The 19,226-nt window shown below is 71.6% G+C and carries 16 protein-coding genes, 2 pseudogenes and 1 riboswitch; of the genes and pseudogenes, 7 read left to right on the top strand and 11 right to left on the bottom strand.

All coding sequences use genetic code 11. The annotated features are described in order from the left end of the window. From DZF91_RS01000 to DZF91_RS00990, 3 genes are all read right to left on the bottom strand, one after another. Positions 1-282 (bottom strand): SDR family NAD(P)-dependent oxidoreductase (locus DZF91_RS01000; RefSeq protein ID WP_117355636.1); only part of this gene is annotated, 282 nt, incomplete at its 3' end. Between the two features lie 165 nt (positions 283-447). Further along, the gene (locus DZF91_RS00995) at positions 448-1,908 is read right to left on the bottom strand and encodes a hypothetical protein (protein ID WP_117355635.1); all 1,461 of its coding nucleotides are present in this window, start codon (positions 1,906-1,908) and stop codon (positions 448-450) included. Between the two features lie 96 nt (positions 1,909-2,004). Beyond that, positions 2,005-2,331 carry a DMT family transporter gene (locus DZF91_RS00990; protein ID WP_117355634.1) on the bottom strand — a complete coding sequence of 109 codons (327 nt, stop codon included), beginning with the start codon at positions 2,329-2,331 and terminating at the stop codon, positions 2,005-2,007. 33 nt (positions 2,332-2,364) lie between these two features. Further along, a riboswitch (guanidine-III (ykkC-III) riboswitch) is annotated at positions 2,365-2,431 on the bottom strand. Between the two features lie 241 nt (positions 2,432-2,672). Between DZF91_RS00990 and DZF91_RS00985 the strand changes: the two genes are divergently transcribed. Both DZF91_RS00985 and DZF91_RS00980 read left to right on the top strand, forming a co-directional pair. Continuing rightward, on the top strand, positions 2,673-4,508 hold the full coding sequence (locus DZF91_RS00985; RefSeq protein ID WP_117355633.1) for an acyl-CoA dehydrogenase: 1,836 nt from the start codon (positions 2,673-2,675) through the stop codon (positions 4,506-4,508). Positions 4,509-4,756: 248 nt separating this feature from the next. After that, the gene (locus DZF91_RS00980; RefSeq protein ID WP_117355632.1) at positions 4,757-4,993 is read left to right on the top strand and encodes a DUF6458 family protein; all 237 of its coding nucleotides are present in this window, start codon (positions 4,757-4,759) and stop codon (positions 4,991-4,993) included. Here DZF91_RS00980 and DZF91_RS00975 read toward each other — a convergent pair. Further along, a complete protein-coding gene (locus DZF91_RS00975; protein ID WP_117355631.1) occupies positions 4,990-5,865 on the bottom strand; it encodes a helix-turn-helix transcriptional regulator in 876 nt (291 codons plus the stop codon). The two genes, DZF91_RS00980 and DZF91_RS00975, sit on opposite strands and share 4 nt — an antisense overlap. A gap of 147 nt (positions 5,866-6,012) precedes the next feature. On the opposite strand from DZF91_RS00975, the gene DZF91_RS00970 reads away from it, so the two are divergent. Further along, entirely contained in the window at positions 6,013-7,134 is a 1,122-nt protein-coding gene (locus tag DZF91_RS00970; protein WP_117355630.1) for a hypothetical protein, read from the top strand. An 86-nt stretch (positions 7,135-7,220) separates the two neighbouring features. Here DZF91_RS00970 and DZF91_RS00965 read toward each other — a convergent pair whose 3' ends face one another. The 7 genes from DZF91_RS00965 to DZF91_RS00935 form a co-directional block, all read right to left on the bottom strand. Beyond that, on the bottom strand, positions 7,221-8,819 hold the full coding sequence (locus tag DZF91_RS00965) for a dihydrolipoamide acetyltransferase family protein (protein WP_117355638.1): 1,599 nt from the start codon (positions 8,817-8,819) through the stop codon (positions 7,221-7,223). A gap of 5 nt (positions 8,820-8,824) precedes the next feature. Beyond that, a complete protein-coding gene (locus tag DZF91_RS00960; protein ID WP_117355629.1) occupies positions 8,825-9,814 on the bottom strand; it encodes an alpha-ketoacid dehydrogenase subunit beta in 990 nt (329 codons plus the stop codon). Next, positions 9,811-10,947: a pyruvate dehydrogenase (acetyl-transferring) E1 component subunit alpha gene (pdhA, locus tag DZF91_RS00955; protein ID WP_117355628.1), complete on the bottom strand. Its 1,137-nt coding sequence runs from the start codon at positions 10,945-10,947 to the stop codon at positions 9,811-9,813. The genes DZF91_RS00960 and pdhA overlap by 4 nt, the downstream gene beginning before the upstream one ends. A 326-nt stretch (positions 10,948-11,273) precedes the next feature. Continuing rightward, on the bottom strand, positions 11,274-12,857 hold the full coding sequence (locus DZF91_RS00950; RefSeq protein WP_199486322.1) for an ATP-binding protein: 1,584 nt from the start codon (positions 12,855-12,857) through the stop codon (positions 11,274-11,276). 92 nt (positions 12,858-12,949) lie between these two features. Next, entirely contained in the window at positions 12,950-13,618 is a 669-nt protein-coding gene (locus DZF91_RS39265; protein WP_158587817.1) for a hypothetical protein, read from the bottom strand. Beyond that, on the bottom strand, positions 13,615-14,823 hold the full coding sequence (locus DZF91_RS00940; RefSeq protein ID WP_117355627.1) for a TRAFAC clade GTPase domain-containing protein: 1,209 nt from the start codon (positions 14,821-14,823) through the stop codon (positions 13,615-13,617). Before DZF91_RS00940 ends, DZF91_RS39265 begins: the two co-directional genes overlap by 4 nt. A gap of 135 nt (positions 14,824-14,958) precedes the next feature. Continuing rightward, complete coding sequence (locus tag DZF91_RS00935; protein WP_117355626.1) at positions 14,959-16,572, bottom strand: hypothetical protein; 1,614 nt, start codon at positions 16,570-16,572, stop codon at positions 14,959-14,961. A gap of 103 nt (positions 16,573-16,675) precedes the next feature. On the opposite strand from DZF91_RS00935, the gene purS reads away from it, so the two are divergent. The 4 genes and pseudogenes from purS to DZF91_RS39260 all read left to right on the top strand — a co-directional run. Further along, positions 16,676-16,918: a phosphoribosylformylglycinamidine synthase subunit PurS gene (gene purS, locus DZF91_RS00930; RefSeq protein ID WP_199486321.1), complete on the top strand. Its 243-nt coding sequence runs from the start codon at positions 16,676-16,678 to the stop codon at positions 16,916-16,918. Between the two features lie 345 nt (positions 16,919-17,263). After that, the gene (locus DZF91_RS00925; protein ID WP_147340927.1) at positions 17,264-17,965 is read left to right on the top strand and encodes an ATP-binding protein; all 702 of its coding nucleotides are present in this window, start codon (positions 17,264-17,266) and stop codon (positions 17,963-17,965) included. A 119-nt stretch (positions 17,966-18,084) separates the two neighbouring features. After that, positions 18,085-18,800: pseudogene (purQ, locus tag DZF91_RS00920) on the top strand (phosphoribosylformylglycinamidine synthase subunit PurQ). After that, positions 18,797-19,226, top strand: a pseudogene (locus DZF91_RS39260) (phosphoribosylformylglycinamidine synthase subunit PurL); the annotation flags it as partial. The pseudogenes purQ and DZF91_RS39260, both read left to right, overlap by 4 nt.

The following is a 19,226-nucleotide window of genomic DNA, read 5'->3' as shown; positions in this document are numbered from 1 at the left end:
CGCGCCCAGGTCGAGCGGCAGCGTCGTCACGCGCGTGTCGGTGGCGGTGCCCCCGTGGCCCGCGCCCCGCCCGCCGTCGGACGGTCCGGCCGCGCGGTCGGCGCTCACCTGGCGGAACTCCTGCGTCCGCGCGTGCGCGCCGCCGGACAGCCTCGCCTGGACGGCAGCCAGCCGCTCCGGCGACCGGCCCGTCAGGATCAGTTCGTGCCCGCGGTCGCGCAGCAGTTCGGCCGCCGCGCCGCCGATGCCCCCGGTCGCGCCGGTGATCAGATAGGTGCCCATGGTTCTCCCCTCGCCGTCCCACTCAACATGATCGACGCCGCCCGCGCGAGTTCCGCCGGTGCCGCGCGACCTCCGCCGGCCGCGCCCACGGCCGACCGCGTGCCCCGGGTGCGCGGTGTCGCCGCCCAGTCTGGCCGGTTCCGTGCCCGGCTGCGGGCGTTCGGGCTATTCGGGACGCAGCACGCGGGTCACCCCGGCGATCAGCGCCGTCGCGAGGACCCAGCCCGCCGTGATCAGCGTGTACGCCACCCAGCGCGTCCAGCCGACGGCGTCGTAGGAGCTCTGCAGCCCGAAGGAGTCCAGCGGGATGAGCAGGTCGAGGCTGTAGACGAGCGCGTGGAAGTGCGGCAGCTCGACGTCGTCCTTGATCGGATGCGGGTGGACGGCCGAGAACACCGTCGTGCCGACCCCGACGAGCGCGGCGAACCACGCGAACGCCAGCCACGGCCGGTACCCGAAGCCGACCGTCCAGTCGAGGACGATGTTCCAGGCGCGCCCGACCGGCCCGAGCCGTCGCCGTCGCGCCCGCAGCTTCGCCAGCTGGACCTTGCGCGCCACGTCGTCGTGGCCGATGCCGTGGTACCAGGCCGCGAGCTGCTCGTACGGCTGGAGGTGGAACTGGGGATCGCGGGACACCCAGCTCAGCCGGTCCTTCGGCGTGGCCGGTCCGCGCAGCGTCTGGTAGACGAGCCCGTCGAGGTAGATCTCCTCGGGCCAGATCCGCGGCCGGTCCATCAGGACGTCGATCCGCGAGTAGGACAGCGACAGCCTGCCCTTGATCGGCTCGGCGAGGTTCATCAGCAGCTCGTCGGCGGTCATGTGGCTGCCGTGCAGCGCGAGCCGCCCCGGGTCGGTGGAGTCCAGCACTGCCGCGTCGAACGAGAGCGTCCCGTTGATCCGCGCGTTGCGGAGGCGGACCGTCCCCTCGGCGGAGAAGCCCCGGGAGAGCTCGGCGGCGTCCTGCACCACCATGTTCTCGCCGTCCAGCGCGATGCGGCCGGGGTTGCTGAGGGTCGAGCCCTCCATGAACAGCCCGCCGTTCATCCGCGCCCCGACCAGCCGGACGCCGCCGGTGAGCGTCGCGTGCCGGGCGAAGAACCCGTTCTCGACGGTCATTCCGCCGCTGAACAGCGCCCACCGCTCCGGCTCGGTCTCGGTGACGACCGCGTCGTTCAGCCGGAACCCGCCGAGCAGCTGGGCGCGCGGCAGCCGGATCTCGCCCTCGACGACCGACCGGGAGAGGCTGAGCGTTCCGTCGGCGTGCAGGCCGCCCGCGTCCAGGCCGGGCAGGAGGCAGTCGGTGAAGCGGAGCGTGCTGGTGCGGCAGTTGGTGATGAACGGCGGCTCGACCAGGCGGCAGAACCGGAGCCGCAGCTCGTGCCGGACGACCCCGCCGGACAGCTCGATCTGCCCGATCACGTAGGCCCCGCGGATCCGGACGGCGGCGACGAACCCGTCCCGCGTCTCGCCCCCGCCGAGCAGCAGCTGGTTGATGACGTGGGCGCGGACGGTGCGGTCGGGGTCGGGCCCGGGTGGCCGGTCGTCCCCGAACACGACCTCGGCGCCGGTGGGGAACGCGTGCCACACCCGCCGCTCGGCGGGCGTGAGTCCGGGGGGTTCGCTCATCGCGAGAAGTAGGACGCCCGAGCCCTCCGAGTGGTTCCCGCCACACCGCTCCCCGGCGGACGGACGGTTCCGGGCGGGCGACCCGCTGTGGCGGGGTCAGTGGGCGTTGGAGCCGGCGAGGTTCAGACCGACGATCCCGATGACGATGAGGGCGAGCGCGCCGATCCGGAGCGGGGACGCGCTGTCGCCCATCGCGACGATGCCGACCGTCGCGGTGCCGACCGCGCCGATGCCCGTCCAGACGGCGTAGGCCGTGCCGACGTCGAGGGAGCGGAGGGCGAGGCTGAGCAGCCCGAAGCTCGCGACGGCGAAGAGGACGAAGCCGGCGGAGGGCCAGAACTGGCTGAAGCCCCGGCTGAGCTTCAGGCAGGAGGCCATGGCGACCTCGAGCAGACCCGCGACGACGATGAGGACCCAAGCCACAGAAATCTCCCGGACGTAGACGACGGCGTTCTCGACGCGTCGTCTTTGCCTGCCGGGTACGGCGCGCTCCTCGTCCGGGAGGGCGTTTCACGGCCCTCGAGACCTTCAACGGACGACTCCGGCCCTCTGTTCCTTGGTCCTGGTAGGTGTGGCCCGTTGGCCTCTTCCGGACGCGTGGGACCTGTGATCTGTGAGCGGGGCCACTTTGCCCGCGTCCGTCGGTAAAACGCCGTCCGACTCTGGGTTGCGCGTGGTTACCAGCGGGTAGCATGATGTCGAGTTACTGACCAGTACGTAACGCGGGGCCCTCTCAGCCGCCGCCGAAACCCACGGAGTGTTCGATGGGGCACTACAAGAGCAACCTCCGGGACCTGGAGTTCAACCTCTTCGAGGTGTTCGACCGCCAGGACCTGCTCGGCAGCGGCCCGTACGCCGACCTGGACGAGGAGACCGTCCGGAGCGTGCTGGACGAGGTGAACCGCCTCGCCGAGGGCCCGCTCGCGGAGTCGTTCACCGACGCCGACCGCAACCCGCCGAAGTTCGACCCGGCCACCAGCACGGTGACCATGCCGGAGTCGTTCAAGAAGTCGTACAAGACCTGGATGGACGCCGAGTGGTGGCGCCTGGAGCTGCCCGAGGCGCTCGGCGGCACCAACGCCCCGCGCTCGGTCTGCTGGTCGGTGGCCGAGATGGTGCTGGGCTCCAACCCCGCCGTCCACATGTTCGGCTGCGGCCCGTCCTTCGCCAAGCTGCTCTGGCAGATCGGCACCGACGAGCAGAAGCGGTTCGCCGAGCTCGCCATCGAGCGCGGCTGGGGCGCCACCATGGTGCTGACCGAGCCGGACGCCGGCTCCGACGTCGGCGCCGGCCGCGCCAAGGCGATCCAGCAGCCCGACGGCACCTGGCACATCGAGGGCGTCAAGCGCTTCATCACCTCGGCCGAGCACGACATGGCCGAGAACATCTTCCACCTGGTGCTGGCCCGCCCCGAGGGCGCCGGCCCCGGCACCAAGGGCCTGTCCATGTTCCTCGTGCCGAAGTACCACGTGGACCTGGAGACCGGTGAGCTCGGCGAGCGCAACGGCGCCTACGTCACCAACGTCGAGAAGAAGATGGGCCTGAAGGTCTCCACGACCTGCGAGCTCACCTTCGGCGAGAAGCACCCGGCCGTCGGCACCCTCGTCGGCGACGTGCACGAGGGCATCAAGCAGATGTTCCTCGTCATCGAGAACGCCCGCATGATGGTCGGCACCAAGGCCATCGCGACGCTGTCCACCGGGTACCTGAACGCGCTCGAGTACGCCAAGGAGCGCGTGCAGGGCGCCGACCTCACCCAGATGACGGACAAGACCGCGCCGCGCGTCACCATCACCCACCACCCGGACGTCCGCCGCTCCCTGCTCACGCAGAAGGCGTACGCCGAGGGCATGCGCGCGCTGGTCCTGCTCACCGCGACCTACCAGGACGCCGTCCAGGTCGCCGAGCACGCGGGCGAGCGGAACGAGCCGGCCGAGAAGATCAACGACCTGCTGCTGCCGATCGTCAAGGGCTTCGGCTCCGAGCGCGCCTACGCCCTGCTCGGCGCCGAGTCGCTGCAGACCCTCGGCGGGTCGGGCTTCCTGCAGGAGTACCCGATCGAGCAGTACATCCGGGACTCCAAGATCGACACCCTCTACGAGGGCACCACCGCGATCCAGGGCCAGGACTTCTTCTTCCGCAAGATCCTGCGCGACCAGGGCGCCACGCTGAAGGTGCTCGCGGACGAGATCAAGGCGTTCGCCGAGTCCGAGGCGGGCAACGGCCGGCTGAAGAACGAGCGCGCCGCGCTGCTCAAGGCGCTGGACGACCTGCAGGGCATCCTCAACCCGATGATCGGGTGGGCCATCTCCTCCATGGAGAACCCGAAGGAGCTCTACAAGATCGGCCTCAGCACCTCCCGGCTCCTGCTGGCCGCCGGTGACGTCGTCATCGCCTGGCTGCTGCTGCGCCAGGCCGAGGTCGCCCTGACCAAGCTCGGCGGCGAGGGCCTGTCGGACGCCGACAAGTCCTTCTACACCGGCAAGGTCGCGGCGGCGCAGTTCTTCACGCAGACCGTCCTGCCGCGCATCGCCGCCGACCGCGCCACCACCGAGGCCACCAACCTCGACATCATGGAGCTCCCGGAAGAGGCGTTCTGATCCGGCTGATCCGGCACGGATAGACCGCACGGACAGACCACTCCGCCTCCCGCGGAACTGGAAGCGACGGCCCCCGCCTTTCCCGGGCGGGGGCCGTCCGCGTGTCCGGGAACCGTCCGCGCGTCCGAGCCGTGCGCGTGTACGGACGTGGGAGGGCATGTGTACCTCACCGCTCCGAGTACGTCTGCTGCCCTGGGGGAACGGATACGGCAGGACGACAAGAGCGGATCGCATGGTGGAGGTCACCCATGGGGCTCGGCGTCAGCGTCTTCACCCTCACCCTCGGGCTGATCCTCAAGTTCGCGATCCAGGCGGACGCGATGCGGCACCCGGTCGACATCCACATCGTCGGCGTGATCCTCATCATCGTCGGCGGCGTCACGTTCGCCCTCCAGTTGCTGATGACGGCCGGCGCGCAGTCCCGCCGAGGCGACCCGTCCGACCGTGACCGCCTCTACAAGAACGACCGTCCGCCCCCGCCTTAGGACGCGGTCGCCGCGCGGCCAGGGGAAGCGGAAACGCGGGCGCGGTCGCGTGGCAGTGCGGCGAGGCGGGCTCGGGTCTCCTCGTCCGGTTGCAGGACGACCAACTGCGAACCCGGCGCCTCGCGCGGATCGAGCACGGTCTGCACGAACCGCAGCTCACCATGCTCCGGATGGTCGAGGACCTTCAGGACGTTGCCCGCCCGATGCTGCACGTCCCGTTCGTCCAGCCAGCGGGCGGCCTCCGGTGACGCCTCCCGCAACCGCGCGAACAGCGCCGAGAGCGCGGGAGCGTCGGCCGGATGGCGCGCGAACGCCTCGCGCAGCTCCCCGACGATGCGGCGCGCGTGCGTCTCCCAGTCCCGGGTCATCTCCCTGAGCCGCGGCGACGTGAGCATCATCCATGCGACGTTGCGGTCTTCCGGACGGACGTCGCCGTACCCGTACACGGCGTGGGCCGCCTCGTTGAACGCCAGGACGTTCCACGCCGCGTCCATGAGGACGGCCGGCGACTCACCCTGGGCGCGCACCAGGCGTTCCAGGGGCTCCGGCACCTCCCGGACGAGCGGTGCCGCCTCGCCGGGATGGACGCCCGCGAGCCGGAAGAGGTAGTCGCGGGAGGGCGCGTCGAGCCGCAGCGTCCGCGCGATCGCGTCCAGGACGGCCGGCGACGGATGGATGTCGCGGCCCTGTTCGAGCCACGTGTACCAGGTGATCCCGACCCCGGACAGCGTCGCGACCTCCTCGCGCCGCAGTCCGGGGGTCCGGCGTCGCACGCCCGGCTCGATGCCCGCCTCCGCCGGTGAGACCCGGGCGCGACGCGTCCGCAGGAACCGGGCCAGCGCCTCCCTGTGCGCCCGCGCGCCCTCGTCCACGGCCCCTCCCAACCCGATCCGCCCCTCCGGTCCCGATGCTCTCGCCCAGCCTGGTAGCCGGAGTGACAGTATCCGCACGATCTGCCGCGTCCCTCCCGCCGGGGCCAGGGTTGGGGGCACCTGAAGACCGGCCTGCGAGGAGTTCTCATGTCTGTTCCGCGCACGCGTGCCGCCGCTCGGCGCGCCGCGTTCCTGGCGCGTACGCCGTTCCGGATGGGCGTCGCGGTCCTGGCCTGTTCCGCCGCCGTCGCCACGGCGTTGGGTGCCGCGTCGTCCTCCGCCGCGAACGCGGACGTGCGGATCTCGGCCGCGCCGTCCTTCGGCTCGTCGGCCGCAGCGTCCTTCGGCTCGTCGGTTCAGGGGCACGCGGCGAGCCTGCACCCCGAAGGCGTCGCCTGGGACCCCACGCGCGGCACGTTCCTGGTCGGTTCGCTGCGGCACGGGACGGTCTCGGTCGTCCGGCGGGACGGGACCGTCCGGACGCTCGTCGACGACCCGGCGCTGGTGTCGACGACCGGAATCAGGGTGGACGCGCCGCGCCGACGCCTGCTGGTCGCCAACGCCGATCCGGGCGTGGGTGTGAAGACGTCCCCGGCGACCGCGAAGCATCTCGCCGGGGTCGGGATCTACGACCTGCGCACGGGACGCCGCGTCCGTTACGTCGATCTCGCGAAGGTCGCCGGGGACGGTGGCGAGCACTTCGGGAACGACATGGCCGTCGCCCCCGACGGGACGTTCTACGTGACCGACTCGTTCGCCCCGATCGTGTACCGCGTGCCTGTGCGGGGGCGCGCGACGGTCCTCGTCCGGGACGGACGCCTCGCGGGCGGCGGCGGCTTCGGCGCGAACGGCATCGTGTGGCAGCGGAACCACCTGATCGTCGGCAACTACACGACGGGCCGCCTGTACCGCGTGCCGGTCGGTCCGAAGCCGTCCGCTCGAAGCGGCGCGGCGGGACAGGGGATGCGGGAGGTGCGTCTGGCGGGTGGTCCGCTGGTCGGCGCGGACGGCATCGCGTCCCGACCGGACGGTTCGCTGATCGTCGTCACCAACAAGGTCGCCTCGGCGGGCGCAGACGCGGTGTTCACGGTCCGGCCGTCCCGGGCCTGGGGGAGCGCGGCGGTCGTCCGCGCCGTGTCGCCGTGGGCCGACCCGGCTCCGACGGCGGTGGCGGTCACGCCGGGCGGGCGCGCGTACGTGCTCAGCGGCCGTCTGGACGTCCTGTTCGGGGGTTCGACCACCGACGCCTTCACGCTGCGCCGGTTCTGACCGCGTTCCGCCCGAACGCGGGACGGACAGGTCGGGACGGGATGTCCTCCCGTCCCGACCTGTCCGCTGTGTCGGGGTATGGCGGGCTACGACCAGGCGATGAGGTGGATCGGGTCCTCCAGCATCGCGCCGACGTCCCGGAGCACCTTGGAACCGAGTTCGCCGTCGATGACGCGATGGTCGAACGACAGCGCCAGCGTCGTCACCTTGCGGACGGCCAGCTCGCCCTCGTGCACCCACGGCATGTCGCGGATCTGCCCGATGCAGAGGATCGCGGACTCGCCGGGGGTGAGGATCGGCGTGCCGGTGTCCACGCCGAACACGCCCACGTTGGTGATGCTGATCGTCCCGCCGGTCAGGTCGGCCGGAGTGGCCTTCCCGGCGCGGACCTTGGCCGTCAGCTCCGCGAGCGCCCAGGCCAGCTCGGGCAGCGTGAGCGTGTGCGCGTCCTTGACGTTCGGGACGATCAGACCGCGCTCGGTGGCCGCCGCGATCCCCAGGTTCACGTAGTGCTTGACGACGATCTCCGCGCCGCCGCCCGTGCCGTTCCCCGCGCCGTTCCCCGCGCCGTTCGCCGGGGCGTCCACCCAGGCGGAGTTCACCATCGGATAGCGCGCCACGGCCGTGAGCAGGGCCTTGGCGACGAGCAGGAGCGGCGAGACCTTGACGTCCGCGAACTCGGGCAGCTCGCGCAGGCGGCGGACGGTCTCGACCGTCCGGGTCACGTCCACCTGCAGGAACTCGGTGACGTGCGGCGCGGTGAACGCCGAGCCGACCATCGCGTTCGCGGTGGCCTTCCGCACGCCGCGCACCGCGATGCGCTCCTCCCGGACCCCGGTGGTCGCGGGCGCGCCCGCCCGGGCACCGGAAGCGGCCGCGGGGGCTTCGGCGGGCGCCGCCAGGGCCTGCTGGACGTCCTCGCGGGTGATGGAGCCGCGGGGGCCGGTCCCGGTGATCGTGGACAGGTCCACGCCGAGGTCCTTGGCCATCTTCCGGACCGGCGGCTTGGCCAGCGGCATTCCGTTGTCCACAACCTGTGGGTAACTTCTGGACGCCGCATCCGAACCGCCTACCGTGGGTGCCGGACGGGCCGCCTGGGCAGCGGCCGGAGCCGGAGCAGGGGCCGCCTGGGCGACGGAAGGAGACGGAGAAGGAGAAGGAGCAGGCGTAGAGGAAGCAGGCGTGGCGGGAGCAGGCGGCGACGACTGCTTGCGCGGACGGCGCTTCGTCGCACCCGGCTTGACGCCGTAGCCGACCAGGACGGGCTGCCGCTTGGGCTGCTCGGGCTGGACGACGCCCGGCTCGTCCGCCTGCGGCACCTCCTCGTGCGGCACCTCCTCGTGCGGCACCGCCTCCACCGGCGTCGCACCCGCCGGCGCGGCCTCGGCCGCCGGAGCGGCGGCGGCACCGCCGGAGGGCGCGGGTCCCGCCGAACCGTCGGCCCCGACGTCCACCGAGATGATGGGGACGCCGACGTCGACCGTCGTGCCCTCCTCCACCAGCAGCTCGCCGACCGTCCCCTCGAACGGGCACGGCAGCTCGACGACCGCCTTGGCGGTCTCGATCTCCACGATCGTCTGGTTGACCTCGACCTGGTCGCCGACCCGGACGTGCCACTTGACGATCTCGGCCTCGGTGAGGCCCTCGCCCACGTCGGGCAGCTTGAACTGCTTGCGCTCGCTCATCGGCGTCACCAGCCGAACGTCCGGTCGACGGCGTCCAGGACGCGGTCGAGATCGGGCAGGTAGTGGTCCTCCAGCCGGGACGGCGGGTACGGCGTGGACATCCCGCCCACCCGCAGCACCGGCGCCTCCAGCCGGTAGAAGCAGCGCTCGGTGATCCGGGCGGCCAGCTCCGCGCCGAACCCGCTGAACACCGGCGCCTCGTGGACGACCACGCAGCGCCCGGTCCGGTTCACCGACGCGGTGATCGTGTCGATGTCCAGGGGGTTCAGGGAGCGCAGGTCGATGACCTCCAGCGAGCGGCCCTCCTCGGCCGCCGCCGACGCCGCCTCCACGCAGGTCTTCACCGACGGCCCCCAGGCGAGGACGGTCACGTGCTCGCCCGGCGCGACGACGCGCGCCTCGTGCAGCGGGGCCCAGTCGGACGCGGCGGACTCCAGGTCCACCGGGGACTTCTCCCAGTACCGCCGCTTGGGCTCGAAGAAGATCACGGGGTCGGGGGAGGAGACCGCCTGCTGGATCATGGTGAACGCGTCGCCGGGGTTCGAGCAGGAGACCACGCGCAGGCCGGCGGTGTGGGTGAAGTACACCTCAGGGGACTCGGAGTGGTGCTCGACCGCCCCGATGCCGCCGCCGCAGGGGATGCGGATCACGACCGGGACCTGGGTGGTGCCCAGCGACCGCAGGTGCATCTTCGACAACTGGGTGATGATCTGGTCGGCGGCGGGGAACACGAACCCGTCGAACTGGATCTCGACGACGGGCCGGTAGCCGCGCAGCGCCAGGCCGATCGCGGTGCCGACGATGCCGGACTCGGCGAGCGGCGTGTCGATCACCCGCTCCTCGCCGAAGTCCTTCTGCAGGCCGTCGGTGACCCGGAACACGCCGCCGAGCTTGCCCACGTCCTCGCCCATGACGACGACCTTGGGGTCGTTCTCCATGGCCTTGCGCAGGCCCTCGTTGATGCCCTTGGCCAGGGTGATGGTCTCCGCGCTCATCGGGCCGTCCCCTCGTCCTCGAACGACGCCAGGTAGGCGGCGAACTGCTCCTGCTCCTCGCTGATCATCGGATGCGGATCGGCGTACACGTGCTCGAAGATCGCGAGCGGCTGCGGGTCGGGCAGCGCCAGGCACGCCTTGCGCAGCTCGGTCGCCATCCGCTTGGCCTCGGCCTCGACGTCCGCGAAGAACGCCTCGTCCGCCTCGCCCTCCTTGACCAGGTACTTCTTGACGCGCTCGATCGGGTCCTTGGCCTTCCAGGACTCCTCTTCGGCCTTGAGGCGGTAGCGGGTCGGGTCGTCCGTCGTGGTGTGGGCGCCCATCCGGTACGTGTAGGCCTCGATCAGCGTCGGGCCCTGCCCGTCGCGCGCGTGCGCGAGGGACTTCTGCGTGACGGCGAGACAGGCGAAGACGTCGTTGCCGTCCACCCGGACGCCCGGGAAGCCGAAGCCCTGCGCGCGCTTGTAGAGCGGGATGCGGGACTGCTTCTCCAGCGGCTCGGAGATGGCCCACTGGTTGTTCTGGCAGAAGAAGACGATCGGCGCGTTGAACACGCTGGCGAACACGAACGACTCGTTCACGTCGCCCTGGGAGGTCGCGCCGTCGCCGAAGTAGGCGATGGTCGCGCCGGCCTTGTCACTGCCCAGCACGCCGTCCCGCTGGATGCCCATCGCGTAGCCGGTCGCGTGCAGCGTCTGCGAGCCGATCACGATGGTGTACAGGTGGAAGCCGTGGTCCTTGGGGTCCCAACCGCCGTGGTTGACGCCCCGGAACAGGCCCAGCAGGTTCAGCGGCGGCACGTTCCGGCAGTACGCGACGGCGTGCTCGCGGTAGGTCGGGAAGACCATGTCGGTGTCGGTGAGCGCCCGTCCCGAGCCGATCTGCGCGGCCTCCTGGCCGAGCAGCGACGCCCAGATGCCGAGTTCCCCCTGGCGGGTGAGCGCCACGGCCTCCAGGTCGATCCGCCGGACGGTGACCAGGTCGCGGTAGAGGCCCCGGACCTGCTCGGCCGTGATGTCCAGCGGGTAGTCGGGATGGTCGACGCGCTCGCCCTCGGGGGTGAGCAGCTGCACGAGTTCGGAGTCGGCGAGCTCGCCGGTGCCCGGCGCGCCGCGCACGGAGTCGATCGTCATTGATGACACTCCTCGTTCGGGGCCGGCCCCCGGGATCGCCGCGAACCGACCGACCTCAGTGGCCTTCATCCCCCAGGTAAAAGGGGACGAATGCCGCTCATCCCATCGTGGCAGACATCACACCCAAGAACGCAAGACCCTGCTTACGAGATTCCCTACCCCGCCCATTCGCCCGTCACCCGACAACCACCCCAGGTGACGACACCAGCCCGCCGACGCCACCTCGAAGCGTGGAGAGCGGGCGGGCCGGAAGTGATACAGGCCGACATAAGTCACTCTGTGCAGTTAGATCTGCACAGAGTGAGAGTAGGGATGGGCTCTGGCCGTCAGGCGCGGATGAGCGTGACGACGCGTCCCGAGGGAGACGAGGCCTGCTCGATCGTGGTGCGGTCGGCGATGGACGGGGCGCCCGCGCGGCGGTCGAAGACGATGAGCGTTCCCGTGTCGAGGCCAAGGCTGTCGAGGTAGCCGTCCAATTGGACGAGACCCTTGGCGACCTGGTCACCGGACTTGTCCGTCCGGACCTTCAGTTCGAAGGCGGAGAACTGGACGGCCCGGCATCCGTCTTGGTCCGTATACGGCTTGCGGACGGCGATGTCCACGCGATCACGTCCGACGGCGTACTCGCGGTCGATGAATCCGCCGCCGTTCACCACGCGCTGGAGGAAGGCCATGAAGACCAGTTGGCAGGCGAACTCGTGGTAGGTCTCACGCTTGTCCAGGATCTCCCCGTTGGTCTTCCAGAACGCGACGAACTCCGTGAGGAGGCGGGGGATGTTGAGACGCCCGTCCGGGAGAAGGAAGGTGCGAGGATCGGCGTCGATCGTCGTTTCCACCGCCTGCGAAAGGACACGGACGATGACTTCCTGGTAGATCGGATTGGCGATCTGCACCGGCCGTCCCCGGGTCACCAGTCCGAGATCGCGGACGAACGAGAGGTCGTCGTTGTATCGGTCGTCCAGGGGGAGCCGAGTCCCGGCCAGGATCGGCTCGATCACCCGGTGCACCCGAGGCTCGTTGAGCCGCTCGACCAGCGAGTCCAGATGGGTGGCGCGCTCAAGGATGAGCCGCTCGACCGCCTCGTCCATGTGCGTGTCGGTGATCGGCTCGGACACCGGCACCCGCATGTGACGCGTGATGTGCCGGGCCAGCGCGTTCACCAGCCAAGGCTGTCCCTGGCTGGCCTCGAAGGCACGCTGAACGGCCGCGTCCTCGAACTTCTGCCCTGTCTCCTCGCTGTGCTGACCGTAAAGCTCGGCGACTTCACTGAAACTGAAATCACCAAGCCGAAGCGACGCGGCCTTGATGTTGAACGGGCTCGAACTCCGCGTTCCTGCGGGGTCTCCGCCCGAGGCCATCTTGTAGTCGCGGACATCGCGCATTCCACAGAGCGCAACCGAATGCGGAAACGTTGCCGGATTCATCGCGTATCCGTTGCGCAGCTGACTCAGGACACTGACCAGGCTCGCCCCCGTCAAACCGTCGATCTCGTCAATGAACAGAACCAGCGGCCGGGGCGAACGGCGTGCCCAGGCCGTCAGGGCAGCCTGAACCCGCGATTCGGGCACGGCGTCGGGCCAGGGGAAGGGGGGCAGGTAGTCGGGCGGAACATCCCGTTCTTCGCATGCTCTGCGGATCGCGTCCAGGACGGCGCCCCCTGCGGCGGCGTAGTCGTCCCCCGTGACCCTGGCGTTCTCACAGGAGAAGTGGACCGCCACGTACCGGCCCTCGGCGGTCAGGTCGCGGGCGAGGGCGGCGAGCGTCGTGGTCTTCCCCGTCTGCCGGGGCGCGTGCAGGACGAAGTACAGCCCCTCCTCGATCAACTCGCGGGCCTCGGGGAGGCGTGGCTCCGGCGGCAGCATGTAGTGCCGGTCGGGACGGCACGGACCCGCGACGTTGAAGTACTTCACGCTCTGTACGTTATCCGTCACGCTGGCCGCGTACGGGGCTTGCGCGGATCTGGGATTTCGTCGCGGGGCTCGGGCTGGCGGTGGGCGGCTCGTCAGGGGGGTTCGGGGAGGCTTAGCAGCAGGATGGGCGTGGGTTCTGGGCAGGGTTGCGTGGACGGGCGGAACCAGCGGGACGGGCGGAACCATGGGGTGCCCGGCTCGGCGGGAGCCGTTTCGTGGTCGAAGCGCGTTGCGTGCAGGCGGAACGGCTCGGACGGGGCGGGCGCCGGGTAGCGGCGTTCGTCGTGGAGGAACGCCAGGTACGCGCGCTGCGTCGCGGCGGCCAGTACGGCCTGGGCGTCCGGGGCGAGGGTGCAAGGGTCGGTCACGCCGGACACCAGCAGCCCTTCGGACAGCAGGACGGGCCTCGAGCCGCGGTCGCGGACCTGGCGGCCCCGGCGGTCGAGGGCCGGGGACGTCCGGGACAGCAGCGTCCAGTCCCCGGCGAGCCAGGAGACGCGCGCGACACGTGTGATGCCGTCGGGCGTGCCGCCCTGGACGGCCTCCATCGCCCGTCCGATCTGCTCGGCCTCGGCCACCGGACGCGGCATGAGCAGCGGGGAGATGCCCGTGTGGACGCCGCGCGCCACCAGGACGGGCCAGGCCGTCGGGGCGCCCCCGCCCGACCGGGGGGCCGCGATGGCGCGCCTGGGGGACGCGTCGCGCCAGGCGGACGCGCCGGAGGTGTCGCGTGGGGCGGGCGCGCCGGTGCCGCGGCTCACTCGGGCTCCATGGTCCGTGCGAGGTCGTCCAGGTCGGCGAGGGTGAGCTCGGACTCCGGGTACGCCTGCTCGAACGCCTCCAGCCGCAGCGCCATGTGCTGGACGGCGGCCTGCACCGCGAGCTGGACGTTGTTCGGGAGGCCGCGGACGACCTCGGGCCGCACGTCCAGCCGGTCCGGGCGCCGTCCGAAGCGGGACATCAGGCCGTCCACCAGCGACTTCAGCAGGATGCGCTCGACGTAGGACTCCAGCTCCTTGCCCTCGGTGAGCCGCTCGGCGGTCACGTCGCCCGCCGCCCGCGCGACCGGCGGGAACACCTCCCCGGCGCGCTTCTGCCAGCGGCGCAGCACGCGCTTGAAGCCCGTCCGGCCGCCCGCGCCGAGCTCCTCCATGTACTGGGAGTAGAAGTCGGGCAGCAGCGACAGCAGCGGGACGTCCACGTTGAGCTGGCGCACCCGGCCGCTGGTCTTGAACATCCGCAGGTAGCCGTCCTCGGACGGCTCGGGGCGGACGAAGTCGCGGCCGAGCGAGCTCACGGGGATCAGACGCATCGTCGCGGTCGGGCTGGCGGACCGGAGCCGGCTGCCGACGACCCCGGCGAGGTCGTCGCTGGCCTTCAGCAGCTCGCCCTTGACGAAGCCGAGCCCGAGCCGGCGCCGCTCGAACAGGTCCCACTTGGTGATCATGAAGTGCACGGGCGCGCGGGCGGTGGTCTCGCGGACCGCGCCCAGCACCATCTTCAGGTCCTCGTACAGGTAGCGGCGGCCGAGCTCCTGCCGGTCGAGCAGGGACAGCACCTTGGCGCCGTCGAGCGCGACGAGGACGCCGTGCGCCTCCCGCAGGTGCCGCTCGAACCGCCGCTGCTTCTCGTCCATCCACTCGGTGGTGATCCGCTCGCCGGAGTAGTCGACGTAGCGGACCCGGAACAGGTCGGCGAGCGTCTGGTCGAGCCCGCGCGCGACGACGGTGAACGGGACCTCCTGGTACACCTTCCGGTCGGTGCCGGGGTCCCAGTCGAGGTCGGGGTTCACGATCCGCGCGTACGTCCTGACCAGGCTGGACCGCGTGCCCATCGGCGCGCGCACGAAGACCCGGTGGTGGGCGTCGTCCACGGCCCGGGTGCCCAGCAGCTCGTGCATGGCGGCCATGAAGACCGTCTTGCCGGAGTCGGGCTCGCCGAGCGTCACCACGTTGAAGTCCCGCATCAGGCCGCTCCCAGGACGGATGGACGGATCGCCGGTCGGGGCGACACGGGCGATGGTGCCGGAGAGGCCCCGGTCCCGGCCCTGGATTGTCCGGATGCGGTCACTATGCGTGGCCGGGACGCCACGCCAAGATCGTCACTCCCGGGACAGGGCGCGGGTGATGCCCGCGGCGGCGGTGAAGCCGAGGATGAGCCCGAGCATGGAGATCGTGTAGGCGACCCACTGGTCCACGCCCTTCGGCGCGTACACCGTGGTCAGGCCGACGTTCCCGATCGGCAGGATGAGGTCGACCGTGTACCAGAACGAGTTGAAGTGCGGGTTCTGCCCGGTGTCCAGGGCGTGCGGATGCCGGAAGTGGAAGTACACCGAGCCGAAGATGATCAGCCCGATCAGCCAGGACGCGGCGCGAAACGGCAGGTAGCCGTAGCCGACCAGGATCTCCTGCAGCCAGCCGATCGCCTTGCGCGCCGGGCCCTGGGACGCGCGGCGGTCGCGGGACTTGGCCAGCAGGACGGTCCGTCCGTCGGCGTCGAGGCCGAGCGTGCGGTAGGCGGTCGCGAGGCGCTCGTAAGGCTGGGGCGCGTAGCCGTCGGTGTCGCGGTGCAGCCAGTCCAGGCGCTGCCGCGCGTTCAGGGCCGGGTCGAGGTTGTCGTACTGGAAACCGTCAAGCTGGATGCGCTCGGGCCAGGTCGCCGGATCGTCGCGGAACAGGCTGATCTTGGCGTAGGAGAGGTCGACCGTCCCCCGGACGGGCTCGGACGGACGCAGCAGCACCTCCTCGGCCTGCAGGCGCTGGAGGCTGAGCGCCGTCCCCTCCCGCACGCCGAGGCGCGCCCCGCGCAGGCTGAGCTGCCCGGTCACGCGGGCCCCGGCGAACGACACCGTCCCGTCGGCGGAGAAGCCCTCCGAGCAGTAGACGTCCGTCTCGACGCCCAGGTCGTCGGCGTTCAGGGCCGTTCCGGACGGGTGGGACAGCTCGGCGCCGACGAACGACAGGTAGCCGCCGACGCGCGCGCCGCGCATCCGCAGCTCGCCCTGCGCGGAGAAGCCGCCGTCGCAGAACACGTTCGCCGCGACGTCCAGCCGGGACGCGTACAGCGCGACGCCGCCCGGGTTGTGCAGCCGCGCCTCCCGGAAGATCAGCTGGCCGCCGACGCGGGCGCCCGGCAGCCGCACCTCGCCCTGCGCGGTGAAGCCCCGATCGCAGTAGACGTTGGCGTCCACCAGCATCCGGTCGGCGAGCAGCGCGTCCCCCTGCGGGTTGGTCAGGTACACGCCGGACATGTTGAGGATGCCGCTGATGTGCGCCCCGTCCAGCCACAGTCCGCCGTGGACGCGGCTGCCCTCCAGCCACAGGTGCCCGTCGATCCGCGTGCCGGACGCGACCAGCCCGGGCAGCCGGCAGCGCATCAGGTGGACGCTGTTCATCTGCGCCCAGTACAGGTGCGGCGCCTCGTCGAACACGCAGCCGGTCAGCGCCAGCGGCACCGACACCTGCGCGTGCCCGAGGTTCAGCGACCCGGTGATCCGCGCGCCCGACAGCCGCACCCCCGGCACCTGGCCGGGGGACGGCTCGACCGCGCCGAGCAGCAGCGCGACCAGCACCTCCGCCCGGACGGTCCGGTCCGGACCCCAGTAGGCGACCTGGTCGCCGACGGCCGGGTCGCCGCCGCTCAGGTCCACGGCCTCGCCGCGCGGGAACGCCTCCCACAGCCTGCGCTCGGGCGGGGACAGCTCCTCGATCTTCATGGGCGCTCCGGGGGACGGGGGGCGGGCCTTGCGACATGTGCCCTGCCATGGTGCCGTACGCTTCACTTTCGTAGGTAGGCGCAGATCAATGAGGGGGGCGGCCGTGGCGCGCGTCGTCGTCGACGTCATGCTCAAGCCGGAAATCCTGGACCCGCAGGGCCAGGCGATCGCCCGCAAGCTCCCGCAGCTGGGCTTCGAGGGCGTGGCGGCCGTCCGGCAGGGCAAGCGGTTCGAGCTGGAACTGGACGGCCCGGCCGACGAGGCCGCGCTCGCGGAGGTCCGCAAGATCGCCGAGACGCTGCTGGCGAACCCGGTCATCGAGACCTTCGAGGTCCACGCGCTCTGACCGCGCGCCGGGAGACCGGTTCGGCCGCGTCTCCCTCGGCGCGTTCTCCGTCGCGGAGCGTGCGGCCGCGGCTCCGCCGGGTCGTCGTTTCGGGTGGTTCGTCACGCGGCCGACCGGCCGGGACGCGGATGTGGCGCGTTCCACAGAAGTGGTCCTTCCGGGCGGTCGACCAGACTTTTCCTTCGCCTCGCGTGCGGTTCACGTAAGCACCCGACATCCCGGCGATTACGGTGCTTTTCGCCGGGGAAGCCTTAGATGAGTTGAGCCGTTGCCAGCGAGCGCGCTCCGGGCCGGATCCGTACACGGCGGACAGGTCCGGGGGACGGACCGAGGTGCCCGGTGGACATGAAGTTCTCCCTCGCGTTGCCCCGCGAAGCCCTGAGCATCCCCGTCGTCAGACGCGTCGTCGGTGACGCGCTGCGGGGTCTCGGCGTCTCCGAGGACTGCGTGTCCGACATCCTCGTCGCGACCTCCGAGGCCTGCACGAACGTCGTCCAGCACGCCCGCGACTCCGCCGACTACGAGGTGGTCGGCCACGTCGCCGACGGCGTCTGCCTGCTGAGCGTCCTCGACCGGGGGACCGGCGGCCGGACGGCGGCCCCCGCGTCCGCTCAGCCCGCTCAGCCCGCTCAGCCCGTCCCGGTCGTCGCGGCCGGTCTGCCCGGTCTGGCCGTCGAGGCCCGGACGGCCGAGGTCCCCGCACCCGCCGGAGCCTCCGCGTCTTTCGATCCCCCCGCGGCGGGCGCCGCCTGCGAGCCGCCCGCCGGAAGCGCGTCCCTCGAGGCGTCCGGCTTCGAGGCGTCCGGGCCGTTCGACGCGCCCGGGCACTTCGACGGCGGACGGTTCGACGCCTCCGGCCCGTTCGCCCCGAGCGCTTTGCGCGAGTCCGGACGCGGACTTAGGATCATGCGGGCCCTGGTCGACGAACTGAGCATCCATTCCGCACCGGACCGGGGCACCGTCGTCCAGATGCACAAGCGGCTGACCTGGCGGGACGAGGCGCTGATCCGACGACTGGAGCACCGCCTCGCGCGCAGCGCCGGGTAGATTGGGACACGCGCGGGGGGATTGTGACGCGCGTGCGGGAGTCGACGGCGGCGACAGCCGTAGCCCAGGGCTGGAAACCGCCCGTCCCGGCCGCCCTCATTTCGGAGGAATGACAACAGATGGACGCTGCCCGGGTCGGGGTCATCACCTTCCCAGGTTCTCTCGACGACCGTGACGCCGCGCGGGCCGTGCGGCTCGCGGGAGCCGAACCGGTCTCGCTGTGGCACGCCGACCACACCCTCCAGGGGGTCGACGCGGTGGTGCTGCCCACACCCTCCAGGGGGTCGACGCGGTGGTGCTGCCCGGAGGGTTCTCCTACGGGGACTATCTGCGCGCGGGCGCCATCGCCCGGTTCGCGCCGATCATGACCGAACTGGTCGCCGCCGCGCGCGGCGGCCTGCCGGTGCTCGGCATCTGCAACGGCTTCCAGGTGCTGTGCGAGTCGCACCTGCTGCCGGGCGCGCTGCTGCCCAACGCCGGGCTGCACTTCGTCTGCCGCGACCAGCGGCTCCGCGTGGACAACGCCGACACGGCCTGGACCGCCGAGTACCGGTCCGGCCAGGAGGTGGTGATCCCGATCAAGAACGCGGACGGGCGGTACGTCGCCGACGACGACACGATCGCCGAGCTGGAGTCCTCCGGCCGGATCGTGGCGCGCTACCTCGACGTCAACCCGAACGGCTCGCAGAACGACATCGCGGGCATCACCAACGAGGCCGGCAACGTGGTCGGCCTCATGCCGCACCCCGAACACGCCGTGGAGTCCCTCACCGGGCCGTCCGCCGACGGCCTCGGTTTCTTCACCTCGATCGTCAAGAGACTGGTCAACGCATGAGCGAGCAGCGCCCCGACAAGTCCGGCGCGAGCCACGAGGAGGAGGCGACCCTCGAGTGGTTCGCCGACCTCAAGGACGACTCCGACGACCCCGAGCTGCAGCCCGTCGACCCCTCGGTGACGCAGGCGTTCAAGGCGGTCGTGGACGAGGCCGACGCCGCGCCCGCCGCCGTCCCCGCCCTGCCGGGTGACGAGCCCGACGCCGAGCGGCCCGCCCCCGCCGAGGACGACGCGTCCGACGACACCCCGCTGCCGCCGCCCCCCGTCACCCCGGACCCCGACCTCGTCCGCGCGATGCGCGACGAGGCCGCCGACGTGCCCGTCCCCGGCCTCGACGAGCCCCCCGCGCCGCACGGCGCGTCCGGTTCGCGGCCCACGGCGTCCGGGCGCCTCGGCGCCCCGCGGGACGGCTCGGGTCCGCGGCCCG

It is taken from the genome of Actinomadura logoneensis, from assembly GCF_003428695.1.
Lineage (GTDB): Bacteria > Actinomycetota > Actinomycetes > Streptosporangiales > Streptosporangiaceae > Spirillospora > Spirillospora logoneensis.
The sequence above is the reverse complement of the archived record's forward strand: the minus strand, read 5'-3'. Positions and strand labels throughout refer to the sequence as shown.

What these genes read in the sequence shown, in the direction of transcription:
- DZF91_RS00925 (WP_147340927.1), top strand. Translation starts at nt 17,264, where the DNA reads ATGAAGTTCTCCCTCGCGTTGCCCCGCGAAGCCCTGAGCATCCCCGTC.
- DZF91_RS00985 (WP_117355633.1), top strand. Translation starts at nt 2,673, where the DNA reads ATGGGGCACTACAAGAGCAACCTCCGGGACCTGGAGTTCAACCTCTTC.
- DZF91_RS00965 (WP_117355638.1), bottom strand. Translation starts at nt 8,819, where the DNA reads ATGAGCGAGCGCAAGCAGTTCAAGCTGCCCGACGTGGGCGAGGGCCTC.
- DZF91_RS00980 (WP_117355632.1), top strand. Translation starts at nt 4,757, where the DNA reads ATGGGGCTCGGCGTCAGCGTCTTCACCCTCACCCTCGGGCTGATCCTC.
- DZF91_RS00960 (WP_117355629.1), bottom strand. Translation starts at nt 9,814, where the DNA reads ATGAGCGCGGAGACCATCACCCTGGCCAAGGGCATCAACGAGGGCCTG.
- DZF91_RS00995 (WP_117355635.1), bottom strand. Translation starts at nt 1,908, where the DNA reads ATGAGCGAACCCCCCGGACTCACGCCCGCCGAGCGGCGGGTGTGGCAC.
- DZF91_RS00940 (WP_117355627.1), bottom strand. Translation starts at nt 14,823, where the DNA reads ATGCGGGACTTCAACGTGGTGACGCTCGGCGAGCCCGACTCCGGCAAG.
- DZF91_RS00970 (WP_117355630.1), top strand. Translation starts at nt 6,013, where the DNA reads ATGTCTGTTCCGCGCACGCGTGCCGCCGCTCGGCGCGCCGCGTTCCTG.
- pdhA (WP_117355628.1), bottom strand. Translation starts at nt 10,947, where the DNA reads ATGACGATCGACTCCGTGCGCGGCGCGCCGGGCACCGGCGAGCTCGCC.
- DZF91_RS00935 (WP_117355626.1), bottom strand. Translation starts at nt 16,572, where the DNA reads ATGAAGATCGAGGAGCTGTCCCCGCCCGAGCGCAGGCTGTGGGAGGCG.